Below are 17083 nucleotides of genomic sequence, written 5' to 3'. Positions count from 1 at the left end.
TTACTTAGTTGTTGCCACGACGGCCATTGTGTCCGCGATCACCGCGGCTTTCCATGCGGGTTTGCGCTTCTGCAAACTCTTCCGCATTCAGCGAACCATTTTCATCTGCGTCAAAGCGGTTGAACAGACGCTCTGCGCCGCGTGTGCCACGGTCTTCCATGCGTTCTGCGGCCATTGCTGTCATTTCGTCAGCTTGCAACAGGCCATCGCCATTTGTGTCAGCCTTTTCGATCCGCTCAGCGATACGGTTTGCCATACGTTCTTGGCGTTCGCCACCAGCGCGGGCGATCATTTCCTCAGCGGACAATGCACCATCGCCATCTGTATCTGCTTCAGCGAAACGTGCAGCGGCTTGCGCTTGCATTGCACCTTGGATTTCCTCTGCAGTGACTTCGCCGTCGCTGTTCAGGTCGAGTTCTTCGAATGCTGGCATTTCCATACGCTGGGCATGGCCTTCACGTGCTTGGGCGGATGCCGCCAATGTGATGCCTGCTGCGATTGCTGCCACAAGGATAGTCGTTTTCATTTTATGTTCCTTTTAGATCTTGTTGTGACGACTTCTCTAGGCCGTCGATGTATGTAAAACGGGCAGCGCGTAAATTTCCGTCGCAAATCGTCGAAAAAAAATTTCAAGGGCGATAGGGCGCGACACTATCGCCCATATGAATCTTGGGGATTGAGCGGCACAACTGTAGCAACAAAGTTGAGGAACTTATGGCCGATCATTCCACAAACGCAGCCGATTCCATCGTTGAACGCGAAACGAAACCTGCAATCCTGCGCGGTCTTCGTCGTCGTTGCCCGAACTGCGGGGACGGTGCATTGTTCGAAGGCTACCTGAAAGTCGCAGACAGCTGCCCAGTTTGCCACGAAGAATACCACCACCACCGTGCAGATGACGGTCCGGCCTACCTGACGATCTTGATCGTTGGGCATATCCTTGCCGTGCTGATGCACTTTCTGTGGTCCCAATTCCGCCCTGACCCATTGGTCTTTGCGACAGTGTTGACGATTGTATGCGTTGGACTTTCGCTTTACCTTTTGCCAAGACTGAAGGGCATGATCGTCGCCATTCAATGGGCACGTCGCATGCATGGTTTCGGGGGCAAGTCCTAACCCCTCAACGTAGGGTAAGGAATGTCTGAAACGCTCGATAAAACAGCAATACGTGACGCCGCGACGGTTATCGTGGTGCGTGATCGCACCACCACGCCAAGCATTTTGATGGGGCAACGCGGTGCTTCCGCCGCGTTCATGCCAAGCAAATACGTCTTTCCCGGCGGCGCGGTTGATGCTGGTGACGACAATATCGCACTTGGCGCTGATCTTTCCGCACTTGATGCCGAACGGCTCTCCCAAGACAGCACACGTGCAGCGCCGGCCCTCGCAACGGCTGCGATCCGCGAACTTTGGGAAGAAACAGGTCAAATTCTCGGCACGCCCTCAGTCTGGGATGATGCACCCGTCGATTGGCGCGGATTTGCGCAGCGCGGCCACCGCCCCAATGCCTCCGGATTGAACTTCATGTTTCGCGCGGTCACTCCCCAAGGCAACCCGCGCCGCTTTGATGCACGCTTCTTCATGGTGGACGCCGATCACTTGATCACCGACCCCGACGATTTCAGCGAAGCCGAGGATGAGTTAAGCCACCTACATTGGGTGCCCCTCAAAGACGCACGCATGCTTGACTTGCCCTTTATCACCGAAGTCGTCTTGGCCGAGCTTTCCGCGGTCCTTCAAAATGGTGCTCCACCCGCCTCTGTCCCGTTCTTTCGCAACGACGACGAGGCCCATTTGGTCACACGCCTCGGTGGGCGCAGCCCGTTGGACTTTTAACCGTAAAGAATGACCATCAGAATAGACACTGTCAGCACGGCCCCACCCTGCCATTCGCGCGGGCTGATCCGCTCGCGGAAAATGAAAATCGTAACTACCAGCGAAAACAGCAACTCAATTTGGCCAACAGCGTTCACGTAAGCCACGTTCTGCATGGAAAACGCGACGAACCAGCAGATTGAGCCAATCATGCTCGTCAGCCCAACAAGCCCCGTGATCCGCCACGCACGCAACACACGCGCCATTTCGCCGCGTTCACGCAACGCCATCCAAGCGGCCATAATCACCGTCTGTAACACTGTGGCAATCGCCAGAACAAAGACCGCACGAAAGAACGCGTCCCCCGTCGTCACCTCAAGAACCGCACCTCGGTACGACACCCCTGCAACCGCAAAGATCACACCCGACGCAAGGCCAAGTGCGCTGCCCATATTGAAAGCACGGCGCAACATATTACGGGTGACATCCCCTTGCGGGTCAGACAGCAACAGCACCCCAACAAAGCCGATCACAATGGCCGCAAACCCCAAAACGCTTGTGGTATCGCCCAACAGAACGAACCCCACAGGGACCGACATAAGAACCGTGGTTTTGGTAAACGCGATGCCGACCGAAAAGTTGCGCCGCGCAAACAGGGCCATCACGCATACCGTCGCAAGGATCTGTGTTGTACCAGCTGCCGCCACATACACCCAAAACAACGCGGTCGTCTTTGGCCACCCTAACCCGTTGAGCCACCCGTAAACCAACGCCAACCCGATCGCGAGGGGCGCAACAAACACATAGCGCGCAAACGTGGCCCCAGTAGACGTCAGGCGCGTCACCTTTAATTGCCGCATCAGGCCAAAGCGCACGGTTTGGGCCAAGGCGGCCAACAAGGTTACGGGGATCCATGGGTCCATACCCCGTTACATGCCCCGTCAGTCGCGCGGACGCCAGAGCGGATGCGCCACCGTGTCTTTTGCCCGCCAGAAATGGCGACGAAACACTTGGGAGTATGAAGTAAAAACATACCCATCATTTCGCCGCTGATAATGCGCTTTGTTTTGCGCATAGAGCGTCGGCAAGTCATACCAAGCCACATTCGGATGCATATGATGAACCACATGTAAGTTGTTATTTAAGAACAATAATGCCAACGCCCCCCTACCCTCTACGATTACGGTTCGTGCCCGTGCAAGCTCATGCGCTTGATGTTCCAAATAGGTTCGCAAACGTAAAATAGAATGCGCAATATAGGCCCCGGCGGCATAAGCCCAAAAAGGCAACGGCGCGGCCCAAACGACGGCCAAAACCAAACCCAGCGCCGGAATATGTTCGACCCAGCCCCGCAAAACCGTACGATCCCCAGCCCTGCACGCGCGATAATCGCTCAGCATCCAAACGATCTGCCCAATCAGCGGCCCAATCAACAACCGTCCAGCCAGTGTATTGTTAATCCGCAGGACTGCCCGCATTGGACGGCCCAAACGCTGCCAGACTTCAGGATCAAGATAGTTGGTTTCCGGATCATCATACGGGTCCGTCAGCACCTCATCCCTGTGATGCGCCAAATGCGTCGCGCGAAACCGCGCGTATGGAACCGTCAGCGTAAGTGCCGGAAAAACCAACGCCGCGTTCGCGACTTGGCTTTGAAACGGATGCCCATGCACCACCTCATGTGTAAGGGACGCATGCAACGCAATAGCCGGCCCAAGCACCAAAATTGCGCCCCAAACCGGTAGAACCCAAAGCGCGAGGAACAGGAAAAAATAGCACACGACCGCCAAACCAACCGTCGGCCATTCAACCGCGCTTCGCTCGGACGTCCTCACGCAATCAGACATTGCGCCCCCAAGACACGCGGTTCCAAATCCGCTCGTAAACGAAATACATCGACAGTCCCAGCGCGGCATTCACCAGCGCCATTGCACCACCAACAGCCAACGACCCTGTCGCGATCAACCCAACTATTGCCATCGTCGCCAAACCAATCAGGTTCCAGATCACGGCTTTGGTTATCGTACGTTTCGGGGTGTCCATATTTTCTCCATTGCTTGCCCTTTCACACTTAAAGACAACGCACCCGATTGGGCATTCTGAGAATAGTTAGCAAAACCCACAAATGATGATATAATCCATCACATGTCGCAAAATATGGACAAACGAGACCGCGCCCGCCTGCTTCGCACCCGATTGCATGAAGCCATGGAAACGCAGCACATGACGCAATCGGGTCTCGCCCGTGCAATCAGCGTGGATCGCTCCACCATATCGCAGCTTCTCAGCGGCAGCGGCGCGCGCCTGCCCAACGCGCATGTTGTTGCAAGCTGCGCCTCCGCGCTTGGCGTCTCAGCAGATTGGCTTCTCGGCCTGACTGAGCGCCCCGAACTGGCCGCCGAGCTCATCGCCGCCTCAATTGAGGTCACCAAAGCCCCCCGCGCTCTTGTGGATGAACAAATTTTTGAGTGGCACCAAGAGGCGGCGGGCTACAAAATTCGCCATGTCCCCGCTGGCTTGCCAGACATGCTCAAACTGCCAGACCTCTTGCGCTGGGAATATGGCCCGCATTTGGGGCGCTCAACGGAACAGGCCATCGGCGCTTCAGAAGATCGCATGCGCTGGATGCGCGCGGCCAAATCTGACTATGAAATCGCCCTCCCGCTCGATGAACTCGCCAGCTTCGCGGCGGGAACAGGGTACTACGAAGGCGTCCAAGCCAGCTTGCGCCTTACGCAACTCGACCACATCGCCCAGCTCCAAACCGACCTTTACCCGACGCTAAGGCTCCACTTGTTTGACGCCCGCCGCCTCTTCTCAGCTCCCATAACCGTATTCGGCCCGCTCCTCTCAGTGCTCTATCTGGGACAGAACTATCTCGCCTTTCGCGACACCGAACGCGTGCAAATGGTGACACGGCACTTTGATACATTGGTCCGCGAGGCCACAATCACGCCACCTGACATCGCCAGCCATATCCAGATGCTCAAATCAAAGTACCTCTAACCTTTCTTTGGCTCAAAAATACTCAATCCTATGCTAAGGCTTGGGATCAGGGTTTTCAGTATGCCCGTCCACAGATATCACTTGCCCTGACACCCGCTGCGCACCGTCGGACGCCAGAAACACCGCCATATTCGCAATGTCTTGCGCCGTTACAAACGTGCGCATAGACGTCCCCGACGCATAGCCGTCATAAACCGCATCCCGCGTCATACCCTTGGCGTCGGCTTCGCGCTGCAACACGCCTTCCATGCGCGGGCCCTCCACAGCACCAGGGCAAATCGCATTGGCGCGAATGCCAAACGGCCCCAACTCCATCGCCAGCGTTTTCATCAACCCGATGACCCCCCACTTGGCTGCCGCATAAGGCGCACGGTTCGGATAGCCGAAGACGCCAGCAGTCGATGACGTCAGCACAATCGCGCCCGAACCCGAAGCCTTCATCAATGGCGCTGCGTATTTTGCACAGAGAAACGCACTGCCAAGGGTCACATCAACACAGGCTTTCCAATCCTCCCACACCACGTCCTCGACACGCGCCGTCGGTCCCGCGATGCCAGCGTTGGCACAAACAACATCCACGCCACCCGCCGCTGCGATCTCCTCAAACAGCCTGCGCATTTGAACGTCATCGGAGGCATCCACCTGCCGCGTTGTCCAGTTGCTCGGACAACGCGGCAAAGCAGTCGCGTCCACATCCGTCACCCAAACGTCAAAGCCAACTTGCGCAAAGGCTTCGCCCATGGCGAACCCAATGCCCGACGCACCCGCCGTGATCAGCGCGCGCTTCACCGCACACCTACGGCGGCACCCGCACCCTCTGGGCGTGGAAGCTTGGCATGCGCTGCAGCTAAACGCGCCAACGGGTCTGCGACGCTCGGCGCAGGTTCGCTGGCGCGGCGTGTCTCAAGGCTCACATGGATCAACATATGCTCTCCCGTGGCCAGCAACCGCTCGCCCTCATACATCGCATGAAACAGGTGCATCTTTTTACCAGCCCCTGCCATAACCTGCGTCTCAACCCTGATCTTCGCGCCCGCGTGGACCTCATCAATATGACGTATATGGGTTTCGGCAGTGAAATAGCTGCCACCCTCGGCGATATACTCTGGCGTGCAGCCAACGATCAACATCAGGCGGTCGGTAGCATCACCGAACGCCTGCAAATACCGCGCTTCGTTCATGTGGCCGTTGTAATCCGTCCAATCAATCGGCACCGCGCGTTCCACGGTCTTAACGGGCTTGGTCAGGTCAGACACATCCGCCAGCCGTTCCGCAATCGCTCCGGTTTGGTTCATGGTCTTGTCATGGGTGTTCAACAACGCCCCGGCGCCCCAATCCCGTGCTTTCAATGTGCGCATCATACCGACCAGATTGGCGTCGCGATGGCGTTCTAACTCGCGAATGGAATACTGCCCCGACTGCGCGTCCGACTGATCCGCAATCTGATCAATCAACTCATCCGTCAATTCAGGTACATCCATCAACTTGGTCCACGGCCAGCTTAGGCATGGCCCGAACTGTTCAATGAAGTGGCGCATACCCGCCTCGCCGCCCGCAATACGGTAGGTTTCAAACAGCCCCATCTGTGCCCAGCGCAAACCGAATCCCATACGGATGGCTTCGTCGATTTCTTCGGTTGTGGCGATCCCGTCCTTGATCAGCCAAAGCGCCTCACGCCAGACAGCTTCAAGGAAACGATCCGCGATATGGGCATCAATTTCCTTTTTCACCATCAATGGATACATGCCAATGCCGCGCAGGGTGTCCGCGACACCGCCTAACATTTCTTCATTGGCATCTGTGCCCACGACCTCAATCAAGGGCAGCAGATAGGCAGGGTTGAACGGGTGGCACACCACGATTTGCTCTGGTCGCGTTGCACAGCCCTGCAACTCGGACGGCTTAAATCCCGACGTCGAAGACCCGATAATCGCATCAGCTGCGCAGTGTTCTTGCAACATTTGGTAAACCTTGCGCTTCAGCTCAAGGCGTTCTGGTACGCTCTCTTGGATCCATGAAGCCCCCGCAACCGCGTCCGACATTGTGTCGTGATACGTCAGCTTGCCCTCATCCGGCATCGCCATGTCATAGAGCCCCGGCAAAGACGCCCGCGCATTGTCCAGCACTTCACTGATCTTGCGTTCGGCCTCAGGATCAGGGTCAAACACCCGCACATCCCAACCATTCAACAAGAACCGTGCAGCCCAACCGCCTCCGATCACACCACCACCAATAATCGCCGCTACTTGTGCCAAATTCAGCCCCTTTATTTTCGGCCCCAGAACATCAAAAGGCCCCGCACATGCGAGGCCAATTTCAGTAGGGCGTCAAGCCGAATTGCGACGTTTTAGAGCTGTTATCCCTCAACCACTTCCGCGACTTGCGGAACGGGGCTACCCGGGTGGTCAAATTCGTTTGCCGGCACAGGCTCACGGCGCACACGTGGATCGCACGCGATCATCGGGCTGCCTGCATCGCGGATGATAATACCACCACGCGCACGACATTCTTCAAAGCTCATCGTTGATCCAAGAACGAGGTATTCACGGAATCCGCCACCGCCACCAGATGACGCTGCGGCAGCCGGAGAAGAAACACCAGTCACGCCCGGCAATGCAATTTCATCACATGCAACAAGCGTCATCGCCAAACCAAAACCAACAATTAAACGTTTCATCTGTTCACCTCTTCGAGTCGTGACACATTATAGCCAAACCAATCCATAATGTCCCGTGCTGCCGTGATGCGGTCGCCCCCTCCGGTGATGTTTTTATCCATGATCCAACCGAACTCGCCCGACGGGGCGCCGATCGCGGCGGTACGGCTATCAAATTCCATCCACATCACCCAAAACTCTCCCTCAGGCAACGCTGTTTGAGGGCCCTGCGCCGTCCAACGCCCCGGTCCCGTTTTTTCCAACAGAATAAGGGTTTCTTCCTCAAAACAAACATCATCAATGCAATCGCCACCGATGACGGTCAACTGCAACGCCTCATTTGGAAGCGCGGAAAGCGACATCCCTGAACGCGGCGTACGCGGGGCGGCAAACCTTTGCCGAATGGCCCATTCTCCTGCCATTCGCGCAGCGGTAACATCGGTTTGGGACGCAATTTGCGCAGCCGTGTCGCGGAAAACCTCAGCAGGTTGAACAGGTGCTACAGGTTCTTCCGTACAAGCAACCAAAAGAGACGAAACCATCGCCAACACAACCCGCTTCATACGCACTCCTCATTGGCCCATCGCACAAAACGCACCGTCAAGGCCCATCGTAATTCGTCCACCCATTCCGTTGCAGGTGGTTTCCTCAACCATTGTCACACCAAACGGTTCCGGCAAAGGCGTTTGTGAGCACCCCACGGAACTGGCCACGAAAACGAGAAAGCAAACTGCACGCAATTTGGATCAGCCTTTTGGCGCGCGTTTCACCAACCCCAGCTTTTCCCGCACCTCAGCTGGGCCAATGACCCGCGCCCCAAGGTTCTCGATGATCCCATGTGCGCGTTCGACCAATTGCGCATTGGTTGCCAGCACGCCCTTATCAAGCATCAGGTTGTCCTCCAACCCGACGCGCACATTGCCGCCAGCAAGAACAGACGCCGCAACATAAGGCATCTGTGAACGCCCCAACCCGAAAGCGCTGAACGTCCACTCGTCAGGCACATTGTTCACCATCGCCATGAACGTGTTCAGATCATCCGGCGCGCCCCAAGGCACACCCATGCACAGCTGCACCAAGGCGTTAGGCTCTAGAATACCCTCGGCCACCAACTGCTTGGCAAACCAAAGATGACCCGTATCAAACGCCTCGATCTCGGGCTTCACACCAAGGTCCGTCATCATCTGACCCATCGCCCGCAACATACCGGGTGTGTTGGTCATCACATAATCAGCTTCGGCAAAATTCATCGTGCCGCAGTCCAGTGTGCAAATCTCTGGCAAACACTCAGCCACATGGGCAACACGCTCCGTCGCACCTACCATGTCCGTACCCGCAACCGTCGGCAGTGGGCTTTCAACGCCACCAAACACAATGTCACCGCCCATGCCAGCCGTCAGGTTCAACACCACATCAACGTCAGACGCCCGAATACGGTCAGTCACTTCGCGGTACAATTCCAACTTGCGGCTCGGCACACCGCTCTCAGGGTCGCGCACATGGCAATGCACCACGGCAGCACCCGCTTTGGCCGCATCAATCGCGCTGTTCGCAATCTGCTCAGGCGAGCGCGGCACATGCGGACTGCGATCCTGCGTGCTCCCCGATCCGGTAATAGCTGCGGTAATAAAGACGTCACGGTTCATCGCTAATGGCATTGGTATCTCCTGTATTTCGATTGACCCTAGACGCACCAACTTGACACGCAAGCCCCCAAAGCGCCCTTTGTAGCCTATGACCGACATTGATCTCGCCACCCCACAAGACCTGCCCGCAATCTATGAGATGATTTGCGCGCTTTCGGCGTTCCACGGTGACGAAGCGCAGGTCACGCTGGCGCAGCTTGACGACATCTTCTTTAGCCCCGCTCCCATGGGCATCGCCTTGATCGCCAAACACCACAACACACCTGTAGGATATGCGGGTTTGACGCAGACAATGGTGCTCCACGATGGAAAAATCCGCCTCGATATCCACCACCTCTTTGTGGAAGAGCCCCATCGCGCCAATGGCATCGGCAAGGCCCTGATCGCGGCCGCAAAAACCTATGCACTTAAAACCTGCGCGACGCGTTTGACCATCGGTACGTCCCCGGACAATCATTCTGCAATCACCGCTTACCGCGCCATATCGGAGCTCAAAGAAATCTCCGGCGCGGGTCCGCGCTTTCAAATTGATTTAGGCAAGCCCTGAAAGAAAGAAACGAAGCACTCGACGCTAGAAGGGCATCGGAAAAGCGCGGTGGGTGATGTCGATATCAGCCAACACCTCACTCGACAGTTCGATATCTTTGCCCTCCAGCAGCGATGCAAGCTGTTGCGAGGTCGTCGCCCCGAAAATCGCGCTCACCTTAAAGGGCCGCGAGCGTTGGAATGCCATCGCCATATGCGCCAACGACATACCATGCAGGTCTGCAACGGCCTGATATGCATCCACAGCCGCAAAAACGCGCGGTGTAACCCGCCCGCCCAATTGCGGCCCATGCGTCATGCGCGACCCTTCCGGCACTGCGCCGTTCTGGTATTTGCCCGTCAAAAGCCCCGTAGCCAGCGGCGAATAGGAAAAGCACACCACATCCTCATTCACCGACATTTCGGCCAAATCAGTGTCATACTGACGGTACAGTAGCGAGTATTCGTTCTGCACCGAGGCCATACGCGGCGCGCCCAGCTCTTCGGCAACGTCGATCCATTTGGTCGCGCCCCACGCACTTTCATTGGACATCCCGAAGCTGCGAATTTTGCCAGCGGCCTGCGCTTCTTTCAGCTTTTCCAGCACGCCGCCCATGTGATCCAACGTCTGCTGCCTGCTTTGTTTGCTTGGATCATACAGCCAGTTTTGACGAAATGCGTAGGAACCGCGCATGGGCCAATGAAGCTGATACAAGTCGATGTAATCCGTCCCAAGGCGCTGCAGATTGCCGTCCAGAATATCCAGAATGTTATCTGCGCCGTAGCCTTCGCCGCCGCGGATCAACGGGCTATCACCACCCGCTTTGGTGGCCACTACAACGTCCTCGCGCCGTCCCGACTTGGCAATCCAGTCCGCGATGCATTTTTCCGAATTTCCGACTGTTTCTTTGCGCAACGGGTTCACCGGATACATTTCCGCCGTGTCCAAAAAGTTAATCCCGGCATCAAGACACATATCAATCTGGCGGTGCGCATCCTCAGCAGGCGTCTGCGTCGAGAACGTCATCGTGCCAAGGCACCAATCACTAACCATAATTCCTGTACGACCTAGCTCGACCTGATTCATAACTGTACCCTTGCTTTTCGAAACCTGTCCGCAAGTTAACTTCGCGCTTCGTGATAACAACCCCGCAGGCTCGCTTTCCTCAATAATACCCCATCCGCGACACCGCCTGTCGATTAAGCACTAGCGCCGCCGCTTGGATCAGGCCCTTATACTCTCATGAGACTCATGATTTCCTTTGCGGCCCTGTTGCTCTCTGTGGCTTTGTTGCAGCTTTCCTCCGGCGCCGTTGGCCCGCTAGATGCGCTGACGGGGCTTGGCAGCGGGTTCAGCCGTGGCGAAGTCGGCTTCCTTGGCTCAATGCATTTCACGGGTTTTTTCATCGGCTGTTGGTGGGCACCACGCCTTATGGGGGACGTCGGCCACAGCCGCGCGTTTGCGGTGTTCACAGCCATGGGTGCCATCGGCATGGCGGGCCACATCCTGATATTTGACCCAATCGCATGGGCGTTTTTGCGCATCATGTCCGGCATTTGCATCGCGGGTTGCTACACGGTCATTGAAAGCTGGCTTCAGGCCAAGGTCACCAATGCCTCGCGCGGGCGTGCAATGGGTCTTTACCGTGTCGTCGACATGGGCGGCAGCCTGATCGCGCAGTTGATGATCGGCTCATTGGCCAGCATGGAAACCTATATCGCCTATAATTTGCTAACGATTTTGTGCTGCGCGGCTATGCTTCCGTTGGCGTTGACCCGCGTTCCGCAGCCCGAAACACCCGACGCCCCGCGCCTGCGCCCGTCACTGGCGTGGCGCATGTCACCGCTTGCCGTCGCGGGTGTTCTGGTTGCCGCAATGTCGAGTGCGTCTTTCAGAATGGTCGGGCCAATCTATGGCCAAGAAGTCGGCCTCGCCGCCAGCCAGATCGGGTTGTTCCTTGCCGCCTTCGTCGCCGGTGGCGCGCTGGCGCAATACCCAACGGGCTGGCTTGCAGATAAGTTCGATCGGCGTTGGGTGCTGGTCTGGCTTTCGGTTGCTTCAGTGTTCTCCTGCGCCGTAACGGTCGCTGCATCCGGTCTTGGCACCGCGGGCGTGATGTTTAGTGCAGCGTTCTTCGGCTTCACGACCTTCCCAGTCTATTCCGTCGCCGCGGCCCACGCCCATGACTTTGCAACCGCTGAAGAACGCGTCGAACTCTCCGCCGCACTGATGTTTTTCTATGCCACAGGCGCCATCGCCGCCCCATGGGTGACGTCCGTATTGATCGAAAACTTCGGCCCCGAGGCGCTTTTCTACTTCATCTCACTCGGCCACATCGGACTTATCGTGTTCGGCCTTGGACGCATGCGCGTACGCGAAACCCGCGAAGACCGCACCCGCTACATCTACGCCCCACGCACGTCGTTTATCATTGGTCGGTTGTTGGGGAAGTCGCGGGGGCGCAACTAAAGAGGGAGTCGCGCACGCTAAAGCACGCCCTGCGTGAATATGTGTTGCTTATGCACCAAAAAGCTGGCCTCCTGACGTAGGGTTAACCATCAAGACGGCCCTTCAACCTTCTGAGGAGCAAAATCAATGAAGACATTTCTACGTAGTAATTTTACGAAACCAGCATTTCCTGAACCGCAATCTTATACGGATGGACTTCCCTCATTGGGGCCTTTGAACTTAGTTGCGAGTACACCCGTGGATACAAACTCACTCAGATGTATCACGAATTCCGCTTCACTCCCGACTTTTGCCGACTTGCGAAGCGGTCAGCATGGCATCTATCCGGCGCTCTCTGAAGTGCCTGCCACCCTTAATGCTGTTACGCGCGGACAATGGCACCTGGTTGGTTCCCAAGGTTTCGCAGGGGAGGTCAATATTACGAAAGACTATCAAACAACAACAGGGCTTTCGACAACAACGCAACGCACATTTGAAGCCTCCGTCGGTGCGAGCCCGGGCAATGTGAGTGCGGAATTCAAAGCGACGTTCAGCATTGAGCAAACCATAACAAACGAAGAGACTACGTCCTGCTCGTATAATTTCGTCACAGAGGCTGGGTACAACACGATTTGTGCGGAATGGCAGTGGTTTGAAACATTTACCTTTTGCACCGACTATACAAACTTGGAAACAATTGTGCCGTTTGTCTGGACAGATTTTTCAACAGACCCGTTTGTAGGCTATGGCAATGGCCAGGTCAGCTTCGGCGGCCATTGGGGATCAGCCTACAGCCCTACAGTGTTGGGCAAAAACTATCCTTTCCCGCAATAAACTAAATTAATGGTCTATCCCGATGCCATGTTATGATTCCGTGGCATCGGGCCTGACACCAATTGGGGTGCATGGTGCTTTGAACCCGAACGTTGCTGGCCCTTATGCGGTCGCTCCGCTAAACCTGCGCACAACACCAAAGCAGCAGGAACTTACACACCCCAATGGCACGTCACCTCATCACCTCCGCGATCCCCTACATCAACGGGATCAAACACCTCGGCAATCTGATCGGCAGCCAACTGCCCGCAGACCTTTACGCACGCTATTTGCGCGGGCGTGGGGATGAGGTTTTGTTCCTTTGCGCCACAGACGAACACGGCACCCCTGCCGAACTTGCTGCAGCCAAAGCGGGCAAACCGGTTGATGAATACTGCGCCGAGATGTGGGAAGTTCAGGCGAAGCTGGCCGAGGGCTTCAACCTGTCGTTTGACCACTACGGCCGTTCCAGTTCCGAGCAAAACCGCAAGCTGACCCAGCACTTTGCAGGTGTTCTGGCCGACAATGGGCTGATCGAAGAACGCATGGAAACGCAGATGTATTCCCATGCTGATGGCCGCTACCTGCCCGATCGTTATATTGAGGGGACCTGCCCCAACTGTGCCTATGAAGATGCGCGTGGCGATCAGTGCGACAACTGCGGCAAGCTGCTGGATCCGGTTGACCTGATCAATCCGCACTCCACCATCTCTGGCTCGACCGATCTGGAAATGCGCGAGACCAAGCACCTCTATCTGCTGCAATCCAAACTGAAAGACGACATCGACGCGTGGATCGACAGCCAAACGGGGTGGCCCGTGCTGACCACGTCGATTGCCAAGAAGTGGCTGCATGACGGCGACGGTTTGCAAGACCGTGGCATCACCCGCGACCTCGATTGGGGCGTGCCCGTGATGAAGGGCGAAGAAGAATGGCCCGGCATGGAAGGCAAGGTTTTCTACGTCTGGTTTGACGCGCCCATCGAATACATCGCCTGTTCCCAAGAATGGGTCGATGCCGGCAAAGGTGACGACTGGGCGCGCTGGTGGCGTACCGACAAAGGCGCGGATGATGTGCGCTACACCCAGTTCATGGGCAAAGATAACGTGCCATTCCATACACTTAGCTTCCCCGCGACAATTCTAGGCTCGGGCGAGCCTTGGAAACGCGTCGACTACCTGAAATCGTTCAACTATCTGAACTACGACGGCGGCCAGTTCTCAACCTCACGCGGACGCGGCGTGTTCATGGACCAAGCGCTTGAAATTCTACCTGCCGATTACTGGCGCTGGTGGCTTCTGTCCCGTGCGCCCGAAACGTCGGATTCCGAATTCACGTGGGAACAATTCCAAACCGACTGCAACAAAGACCTCGCCGACGTCTTGGGCAACTTCGTCTCCCGCGTCACCAAATTCTGCCGCTCGAAATACTCTGAGGACGTGCCAGCAGGCGGTGAATGGGGCGCGGCCGAAACGACCCTGATCGCGGACCTTCAAAAACGCCTCGCCGCGTATGAGGCCGCGATGGACGGTATCGAAATTCGCAAAGCAGCGACCGAGCTGCGCGCGATGTGGGCCGCTGGCAACGAATACTTGCAGGCCGCTGCACCGTGGGCCCTGTTCAAAACTGACCCCGATCAGGCCGCCGCGCAAATCCGCCTCGCGCTGAACCTCATCCGTGTTTACGCCGTGCTTTCTGCGCCGTTCATCCCAACCGCCAGCGCCAAGCTGCTGAGCGCGATGAACACGCTCGATATGGACTGGCCAAGCGACATGAACGCCGCCGTGAACGCCCTGTCTGCAGGCCACGCCTTCGCCGTGCCGGACAATCTGTTCACCAAAATCACGGACGAACAGCGGATCGAATGGACCGAACGTTTCGCAGGCAAACGCGACTAAATTCCATCGGCGGCAGACCGCCACTTGGTCGCGTTTTCCGGACTTTGCACCCGCCCAAAACCTGATAACCTTCGGTTAACCTTTATTTACCGGAGTTTTCCCATGCGTTTCGTTCTTGCTGCTGCCTTCATTGCCCTTGCGGCCCCTGCCCTCGCCGCCCCTTGCGGCAACGACGCGTCAGGCTTTGGCGCTTGGAAACAAGCCTTCGCACAAGAAGCGGCCGCAGCGGGTGTTGGCTCGGCTGGCCTTCAAGCCCTCGCAAACGCGCAATACAGCCAATCCACCATCAACGCAGACCGCAACCAAACCGGTGTGCGTTATGAGCTGAACGAATTCATCCGCATCCGCCTTGGCTCTCTTGATAGCTTCGCCAATCAAATGCAGCGTGAGCGTAACAAGAACCCAAATTTCTACGCCTCCCTTGAATCCGCCTATGGTGTGCCAGCAGGCATCCTTCTGGCGATCCACGGCATGGAAACCGGATTTGGCCGCACCATGGGCAACACACCAGTTGTCGACAGCATATCGACCGTCGCCTACGACTGCCGCCGCTCTGACTTTTTCACCCCCCACGCGATTGCTGCGCTGATGCTGGTTGACCAAGGCGGCCTTGGCGCAAACCAACGTGGCGCCGCCCACGGCGAAATGGGCCACACCCAGTTCCTGCCTGGTAACGCGCTACGCTATGGCGTTGATGCAGACGGCAATGGCCGCGTTGATCTGTATTCCGTCACAGACAGCCTCGCCTCCACCGCGAATTTCCTGCGTCAGAAAGGCTGGCAGCCCGGTGCATCTTTCCAAGAAGGCAGCGCAAACTTTCGCGTTTTGAACGAATGGAACGCGGCAACAGTTTATCAACAAGCGATCGCCCTTTCTGCGGCACGTTTACAGTAACCGTCTGAAAAGAATGACTTTAGGCCCTCGCTTAACGGCGGGGGCTTTTTCGTTTGTCGCTCTGTGTGGTTCTGCATGTTCTCATCGTTTTTCCAAAACGACTGCCACATGCGGTTGCGTAACCTAACGAGCTTTCGCAATACGAAAGCACGCTGGTACCCGCGGCCGGACTCGAACCGGCACGGCCGTAAGGCCAAGAGATTTTAAGTCTCCAGTGTCTACCATTCCACCACGCGGGCCAGCCCCCGCAACATAGGCAAATCAACCCGCGCGTCCAGTGCATTTCGCCTATAGATCTGTCTCTAATTCCTCGGTCAGCAATGCACGTTCCGCAAGCCAAGGATTGATCGCCAAAGCGGTGCGCAAAACTTCTTGCGCTTCGGCGTCACGCCCCACTTCAATCAAGGTCCGTGCCTTGCCTGTCAGCGCGCCCAAATGCAGCGGCTGCAAGGCTATCGCGACATCCAAATCCGTTAGTGCAGCTTCAAAATCGAAGGCTAGAAAGGCGGCATAGGCACGTTGGTTATACCCTTCGGCGTAATCGGGGCAGTACTCGATCAATTCAGTCAGAACCGCGCGGCTGGCCGCATAATCGCCATACCGTTGGTGCGCCAACCCCTCGTCCAACATCCCTTGCGCCAAGGCATCCGGCGCATCAAGCCAGATTTCCCACATCTCACTTGCCAGGTCTTGGGCGCGGCCTTGATCGGGGGCGAACTGCATCTGGTCCACAATGACAGCCAATTCGTCACTGTAATCCCGCCCCACCGCACAGTCCGCAACGGCAGGCCCCGCCAGAAACGGCACAGCAATCAGGCTAAAGGCAATGGCATGTTTCATCCCGTCAGGATGGCGCAGTTTGGCGTTTCGTCAACTGTCACCGCTTCGCGGCGCGATTGCTTCTTCTTTCACAGCCTGCATTGCCACATAGGTCGACGTGTTCGCAACATGCGGCAACGTCGATAATTTATCTGCCAAAACAAGGCGGTAACTCCCCATGCCCGCGGTCCGCACTTTCAGCAAATAATCAAACGAACCGGCAATCAAATGACATTGCTCAATCTCTGGAATCTGGGTCACGGCCTTATTGAACGTCGCCAAAGCAGATTCGCGGGTATCGCTCAGCTTCACCTCAACGAACGCCACATGGTCGCGCCCCAGCCGAATGGGGTCAAACAATGCGCGATACCCACGCACCACTCCCGTTTCTTCCAACCGCCGAAGCCGCGCTTGAGTGGGTGATTTCGATAACCCAATGCGTTTGGCCAAATCCGTAACGGTGATTCTCCCCTCAACCGCAATAACGTCCAAAATCTTGCGATCAAACCCATCCAGCTCAGAAGTATCTTCGTCCATTAAATTGCCCTTATTTCAGTCGAAG

The 17083-nt window shown here is 56.6% G+C and carries 21 protein-coding genes and 1 tRNA gene; 8 read left to right on the top strand and 14 right to left on the bottom strand.

Going from position 1 to position 17083, the window contains the following annotated elements; translation table 11 throughout:
- Nucleotides 1-4 precede the first annotated feature (4 nt).
- The gene (locus OCA8868_RS06725; RefSeq protein WP_093995803.1) at nucleotides 5-526 is read right to left on the bottom strand and encodes an EF-hand domain-containing protein; all 522 of its coding nucleotides are present in this window, start codon (nucleotides 524-526) and stop codon (nucleotides 5-7) included.
- 188 nt (nucleotides 527-714) lie between these two features.
- Here OCA8868_RS06725 and OCA8868_RS06720 point away from each other — a divergent pair, with 188 nt between their 5' ends.
- Nucleotides 715-1116 carry a DUF983 domain-containing protein gene (locus OCA8868_RS06720; RefSeq protein WP_093995802.1) on the top strand — a complete coding sequence of 134 codons (402 nt, stop codon included), beginning with the start codon at nucleotides 715-717 and terminating at the stop codon, nucleotides 1114-1116.
- A 21-nt stretch (nucleotides 1117-1137) separates the two neighbouring features.
- On the top strand, nucleotides 1138-1836 hold the full coding sequence (locus OCA8868_RS06715; protein ID WP_093995801.1) for an NUDIX hydrolase: 699 nt from the start codon (nucleotides 1138-1140) through the stop codon (nucleotides 1834-1836).
- Here the strand turns inward: OCA8868_RS06715 and OCA8868_RS06710 are convergent.
- The 3 genes from OCA8868_RS06710 to OCA8868_RS06700 are packed head-to-tail and all read right to left on the bottom strand — an operon-like array spanning nucleotide 1833 to nucleotide 3858.
- A complete protein-coding gene (locus OCA8868_RS06710) occupies nucleotides 1833-2738 on the bottom strand; it encodes a DMT family transporter (protein ID WP_093995800.1) in 906 nt (301 codons plus the stop codon). The genes OCA8868_RS06715 and OCA8868_RS06710 overlap by 4 nt on opposite strands.
- A gap of 18 nt (nucleotides 2739-2756) precedes the next feature.
- Entirely contained in the window at nucleotides 2757-3662 is a 906-nt protein-coding gene (locus tag OCA8868_RS06705) for a fatty acid desaturase (RefSeq protein WP_093995799.1), read from the bottom strand.
- Nucleotides 3655-3858: a DUF2061 domain-containing protein gene (locus OCA8868_RS06700; protein WP_093995798.1), complete on the bottom strand. Its 204-nt coding sequence runs from the start codon at nucleotides 3856-3858 to the stop codon at nucleotides 3655-3657. The genes OCA8868_RS06705 and OCA8868_RS06700 overlap by 8 nt, the downstream gene beginning before the upstream one ends.
- 102 nt (nucleotides 3859-3960) lie before the next feature.
- Between OCA8868_RS06700 and OCA8868_RS06695 the strand changes: the two genes are divergently transcribed.
- On the top strand, nucleotides 3961-4821 hold the full coding sequence (locus OCA8868_RS06695; protein ID WP_093995797.1) for a helix-turn-helix domain-containing protein: 861 nt from the start codon (nucleotides 3961-3963) through the stop codon (nucleotides 4819-4821).
- Between the two features lie 33 nt (nucleotides 4822-4854).
- Here OCA8868_RS06695 and OCA8868_RS06690 read toward each other — a convergent pair whose 3' ends face one another.
- The 6 genes from OCA8868_RS06690 to bcoG form a co-directional block, all read right to left on the bottom strand.
- Nucleotides 4855-5562, bottom strand: a complete 708-nt coding sequence (locus OCA8868_RS06690; RefSeq protein ID WP_370737994.1) for an SDR family oxidoreductase — start codon at nucleotides 5560-5562, stop codon at nucleotides 4855-4857.
- A 44-nt stretch (nucleotides 5563-5606) separates the two neighbouring features.
- On the bottom strand, nucleotides 5607-7076 hold the full coding sequence (locus OCA8868_RS06685; protein WP_093995795.1) for a carnitine 3-dehydrogenase: 1470 nt from the start codon (nucleotides 7074-7076) through the stop codon (nucleotides 5607-5609).
- A gap of 101 nt (nucleotides 7077-7177) precedes the next feature.
- Nucleotides 7178-7498, bottom strand: coding sequence for a hypothetical protein (locus OCA8868_RS06680; RefSeq protein ID WP_093995794.1), 321 nt, complete (start codon nucleotides 7496-7498; stop codon nucleotides 7178-7180).
- Nucleotides 7495-8040: a lipocalin/fatty-acid binding family protein gene (locus tag OCA8868_RS06675; protein WP_093995793.1), complete on the bottom strand. Its 546-nt coding sequence runs from the start codon at nucleotides 8038-8040 to the stop codon at nucleotides 7495-7497. Before OCA8868_RS06675 ends, OCA8868_RS06680 begins: the two co-directional genes overlap by 4 nt.
- Before the next feature lie 9 nt (nucleotides 8041-8049).
- Nucleotides 8050-8178, bottom strand: a complete 129-nt coding sequence (locus OCA8868_RS16885; RefSeq protein WP_281253595.1) for a hypothetical protein — start codon at nucleotides 8176-8178, stop codon at nucleotides 8050-8052.
- A gap of 45 nt (nucleotides 8179-8223) precedes the next feature.
- Nucleotides 8224-9135, bottom strand: coding sequence for a 3-dehydrocarnitine:acetyl-CoA trimethylamine transferase BcoG (bcoG, locus tag OCA8868_RS06670; protein ID WP_093995792.1), 912 nt, complete (start codon nucleotides 9133-9135; stop codon nucleotides 8224-8226).
- Nucleotides 9136-9211: 76 nt separating this feature from the next.
- Here bcoG and OCA8868_RS06665 point away from each other — a divergent pair, with 76 nt between their 5' ends.
- Nucleotides 9212-9670: a GNAT family N-acetyltransferase gene (locus OCA8868_RS06665; RefSeq protein ID WP_093995791.1), complete on the top strand. Its 459-nt coding sequence runs from the start codon at nucleotides 9212-9214 to the stop codon at nucleotides 9668-9670.
- A 24-nt stretch (nucleotides 9671-9694) separates the two neighbouring features.
- Here the strand turns inward: OCA8868_RS06665 and OCA8868_RS06660 are convergent, their stop codons facing one another.
- Nucleotides 9695-10735 carry an aldo/keto reductase gene (locus OCA8868_RS06660; protein ID WP_093995790.1) on the bottom strand — a complete coding sequence of 347 codons (1041 nt, stop codon included), beginning with the start codon at nucleotides 10733-10735 and terminating at the stop codon, nucleotides 9695-9697.
- A 156-nt stretch (nucleotides 10736-10891) separates the two neighbouring features.
- Between OCA8868_RS06660 and OCA8868_RS06655 the strand changes: the two genes are divergently transcribed.
- From OCA8868_RS06655 to OCA8868_RS06640, 4 genes are all read left to right on the top strand, one after another.
- On the top strand, nucleotides 10892-12118 hold the full coding sequence (locus OCA8868_RS06655) for an MFS transporter (protein ID WP_093995789.1): 1227 nt from the start codon (nucleotides 10892-10894) through the stop codon (nucleotides 12116-12118).
- 126 nt (nucleotides 12119-12244) lie between these two features.
- Nucleotides 12245-12931, top strand: coding sequence for a hypothetical protein (locus OCA8868_RS06650; protein ID WP_143849555.1), 687 nt, complete (start codon nucleotides 12245-12247; stop codon nucleotides 12929-12931).
- Nucleotides 12932-13095: 164 nt separating this feature from the next.
- The gene (metG, locus tag OCA8868_RS06645) at nucleotides 13096-14808 is read left to right on the top strand and encodes a methionine--tRNA ligase (RefSeq protein WP_093995787.1); all 1713 of its coding nucleotides are present in this window, start codon (nucleotides 13096-13098) and stop codon (nucleotides 14806-14808) included.
- 102 nt (nucleotides 14809-14910) lie between these two features.
- A complete protein-coding gene (locus tag OCA8868_RS06640) occupies nucleotides 14911-15702 on the top strand; it encodes a lytic murein transglycosylase (protein ID WP_093995786.1) in 792 nt (263 codons plus the stop codon).
- A 153-nt stretch (nucleotides 15703-15855) separates the two neighbouring features.
- Here OCA8868_RS06640 and OCA8868_RS06635 read toward each other — a convergent pair.
- The 3 genes from OCA8868_RS06635 to OCA8868_RS06625 form a co-directional block, all read right to left on the bottom strand.
- A tRNA-Leu gene (locus OCA8868_RS06635) sits at nucleotides 15856-15941 on the bottom strand.
- 49 nt (nucleotides 15942-15990) lie between these two features.
- Complete coding sequence (locus tag OCA8868_RS06630) at nucleotides 15991-16542, bottom strand: tetratricopeptide repeat protein (RefSeq protein WP_093995785.1); 552 nt, start codon at nucleotides 16540-16542, stop codon at nucleotides 15991-15993.
- A 30-nt stretch (nucleotides 16543-16572) separates the two neighbouring features.
- Nucleotides 16573-17058: an Lrp/AsnC family transcriptional regulator gene (locus tag OCA8868_RS06625; protein WP_093995784.1), complete on the bottom strand. Its 486-nt coding sequence runs from the start codon at nucleotides 17056-17058 to the stop codon at nucleotides 16573-16575.
- Nucleotides 17059-17083 lie beyond the last annotated feature (25 nt).

Source organism: Octadecabacter ascidiaceicola (assembly GCF_900185015.1).
Classification (GTDB): domain Bacteria; phylum Pseudomonadota; class Alphaproteobacteria; order Rhodobacterales; family Rhodobacteraceae; genus Octadecabacter; species Octadecabacter ascidiaceicola.
This window is presented reverse-complemented; position numbering and strand designations above follow the sequence as displayed.

What these genes read in the sequence shown, in the direction of transcription:
- OCA8868_RS06625 (WP_093995784.1), bottom strand. Translation starts at nt 17,058, where the DNA reads ATGGACGAAGATACTTCTGAGCTGGATGGGTTTGATCGCAAGATTTTG.
- OCA8868_RS06660 (WP_093995790.1), bottom strand. Translation starts at nt 10,735, where the DNA reads ATGAATCAGGTCGAGCTAGGTCGTACAGGAATTATGGTTAGTGATTGG.
- OCA8868_RS06710 (WP_093995800.1), bottom strand. Translation starts at nt 2,738, where the DNA reads ATGGACCCATGGATCCCCGTAACCTTGTTGGCCGCCTTGGCCCAAACC.
- OCA8868_RS06700 (WP_093995798.1), bottom strand. Translation starts at nt 3,858, where the DNA reads ATGGACACCCCGAAACGTACGATAACCAAAGCCGTGATCTGGAACCTG.
- OCA8868_RS06705 (WP_093995799.1), bottom strand. Translation starts at nt 3,662, where the DNA reads ATGTCTGATTGCGTGAGGACGTCCGAGCGAAGCGCGGTTGAATGGCCG.
- OCA8868_RS06695 (WP_093995797.1), top strand. Translation starts at nt 3,961, where the DNA reads ATGTCGCAAAATATGGACAAACGAGACCGCGCCCGCCTGCTTCGCACC.
- OCA8868_RS06720 (WP_093995802.1), top strand. Translation starts at nt 715, where the DNA reads ATGGCCGATCATTCCACAAACGCAGCCGATTCCATCGTTGAACGCGAA.
- OCA8868_RS06655 (WP_093995789.1), top strand. Translation starts at nt 10,892, where the DNA reads ATGAGACTCATGATTTCCTTTGCGGCCCTGTTGCTCTCTGTGGCTTTG.
- OCA8868_RS06650 (WP_143849555.1), top strand. Translation starts at nt 12,245, where the DNA reads ATGAAGACATTTCTACGTAGTAATTTTACGAAACCAGCATTTCCTGAA.
- metG (WP_093995787.1), top strand. Translation starts at nt 13,096, where the DNA reads ATGGCACGTCACCTCATCACCTCCGCGATCCCCTACATCAACGGGATC.
- OCA8868_RS06725 (WP_093995803.1), bottom strand. Translation starts at nt 526, where the DNA reads ATGAAAACGACTATCCTTGTGGCAGCAATCGCAGCAGGCATCACATTG.
- OCA8868_RS06665 (WP_093995791.1), top strand. Translation starts at nt 9,212, where the DNA reads ATGACCGACATTGATCTCGCCACCCCACAAGACCTGCCCGCAATCTAT.
- OCA8868_RS06690 (WP_370737994.1), bottom strand. Translation starts at nt 5,562, where the DNA reads ATGGGCGAAGCCTTTGCGCAAGTTGGCTTTGACGTTTGGGTGACGGAT.
- OCA8868_RS06715 (WP_093995801.1), top strand. Translation starts at nt 1,138, where the DNA reads ATGTCTGAAACGCTCGATAAAACAGCAATACGTGACGCCGCGACGGTT.
- OCA8868_RS06630 (WP_093995785.1), bottom strand. Translation starts at nt 16,542, where the DNA reads ATGAAACATGCCATTGCCTTTAGCCTGATTGCTGTGCCGTTTCTGGCG.
- OCA8868_RS06680 (WP_093995794.1), bottom strand. Translation starts at nt 7,498, where the DNA reads ATGAAACGTTTAATTGTTGGTTTTGGTTTGGCGATGACGCTTGTTGCA.
- OCA8868_RS06640 (WP_093995786.1), top strand. Translation starts at nt 14,911, where the DNA reads ATGCGTTTCGTTCTTGCTGCTGCCTTCATTGCCCTTGCGGCCCCTGCC.
- OCA8868_RS06675 (WP_093995793.1), bottom strand. Translation starts at nt 8,040, where the DNA reads ATGAAGCGGGTTGTGTTGGCGATGGTTTCGTCTCTTTTGGTTGCTTGT.
- bcoG (WP_093995792.1), bottom strand. Translation starts at nt 9,135, where the DNA reads ATGCCATTAGCGATGAACCGTGACGTCTTTATTACCGCAGCTATTACC.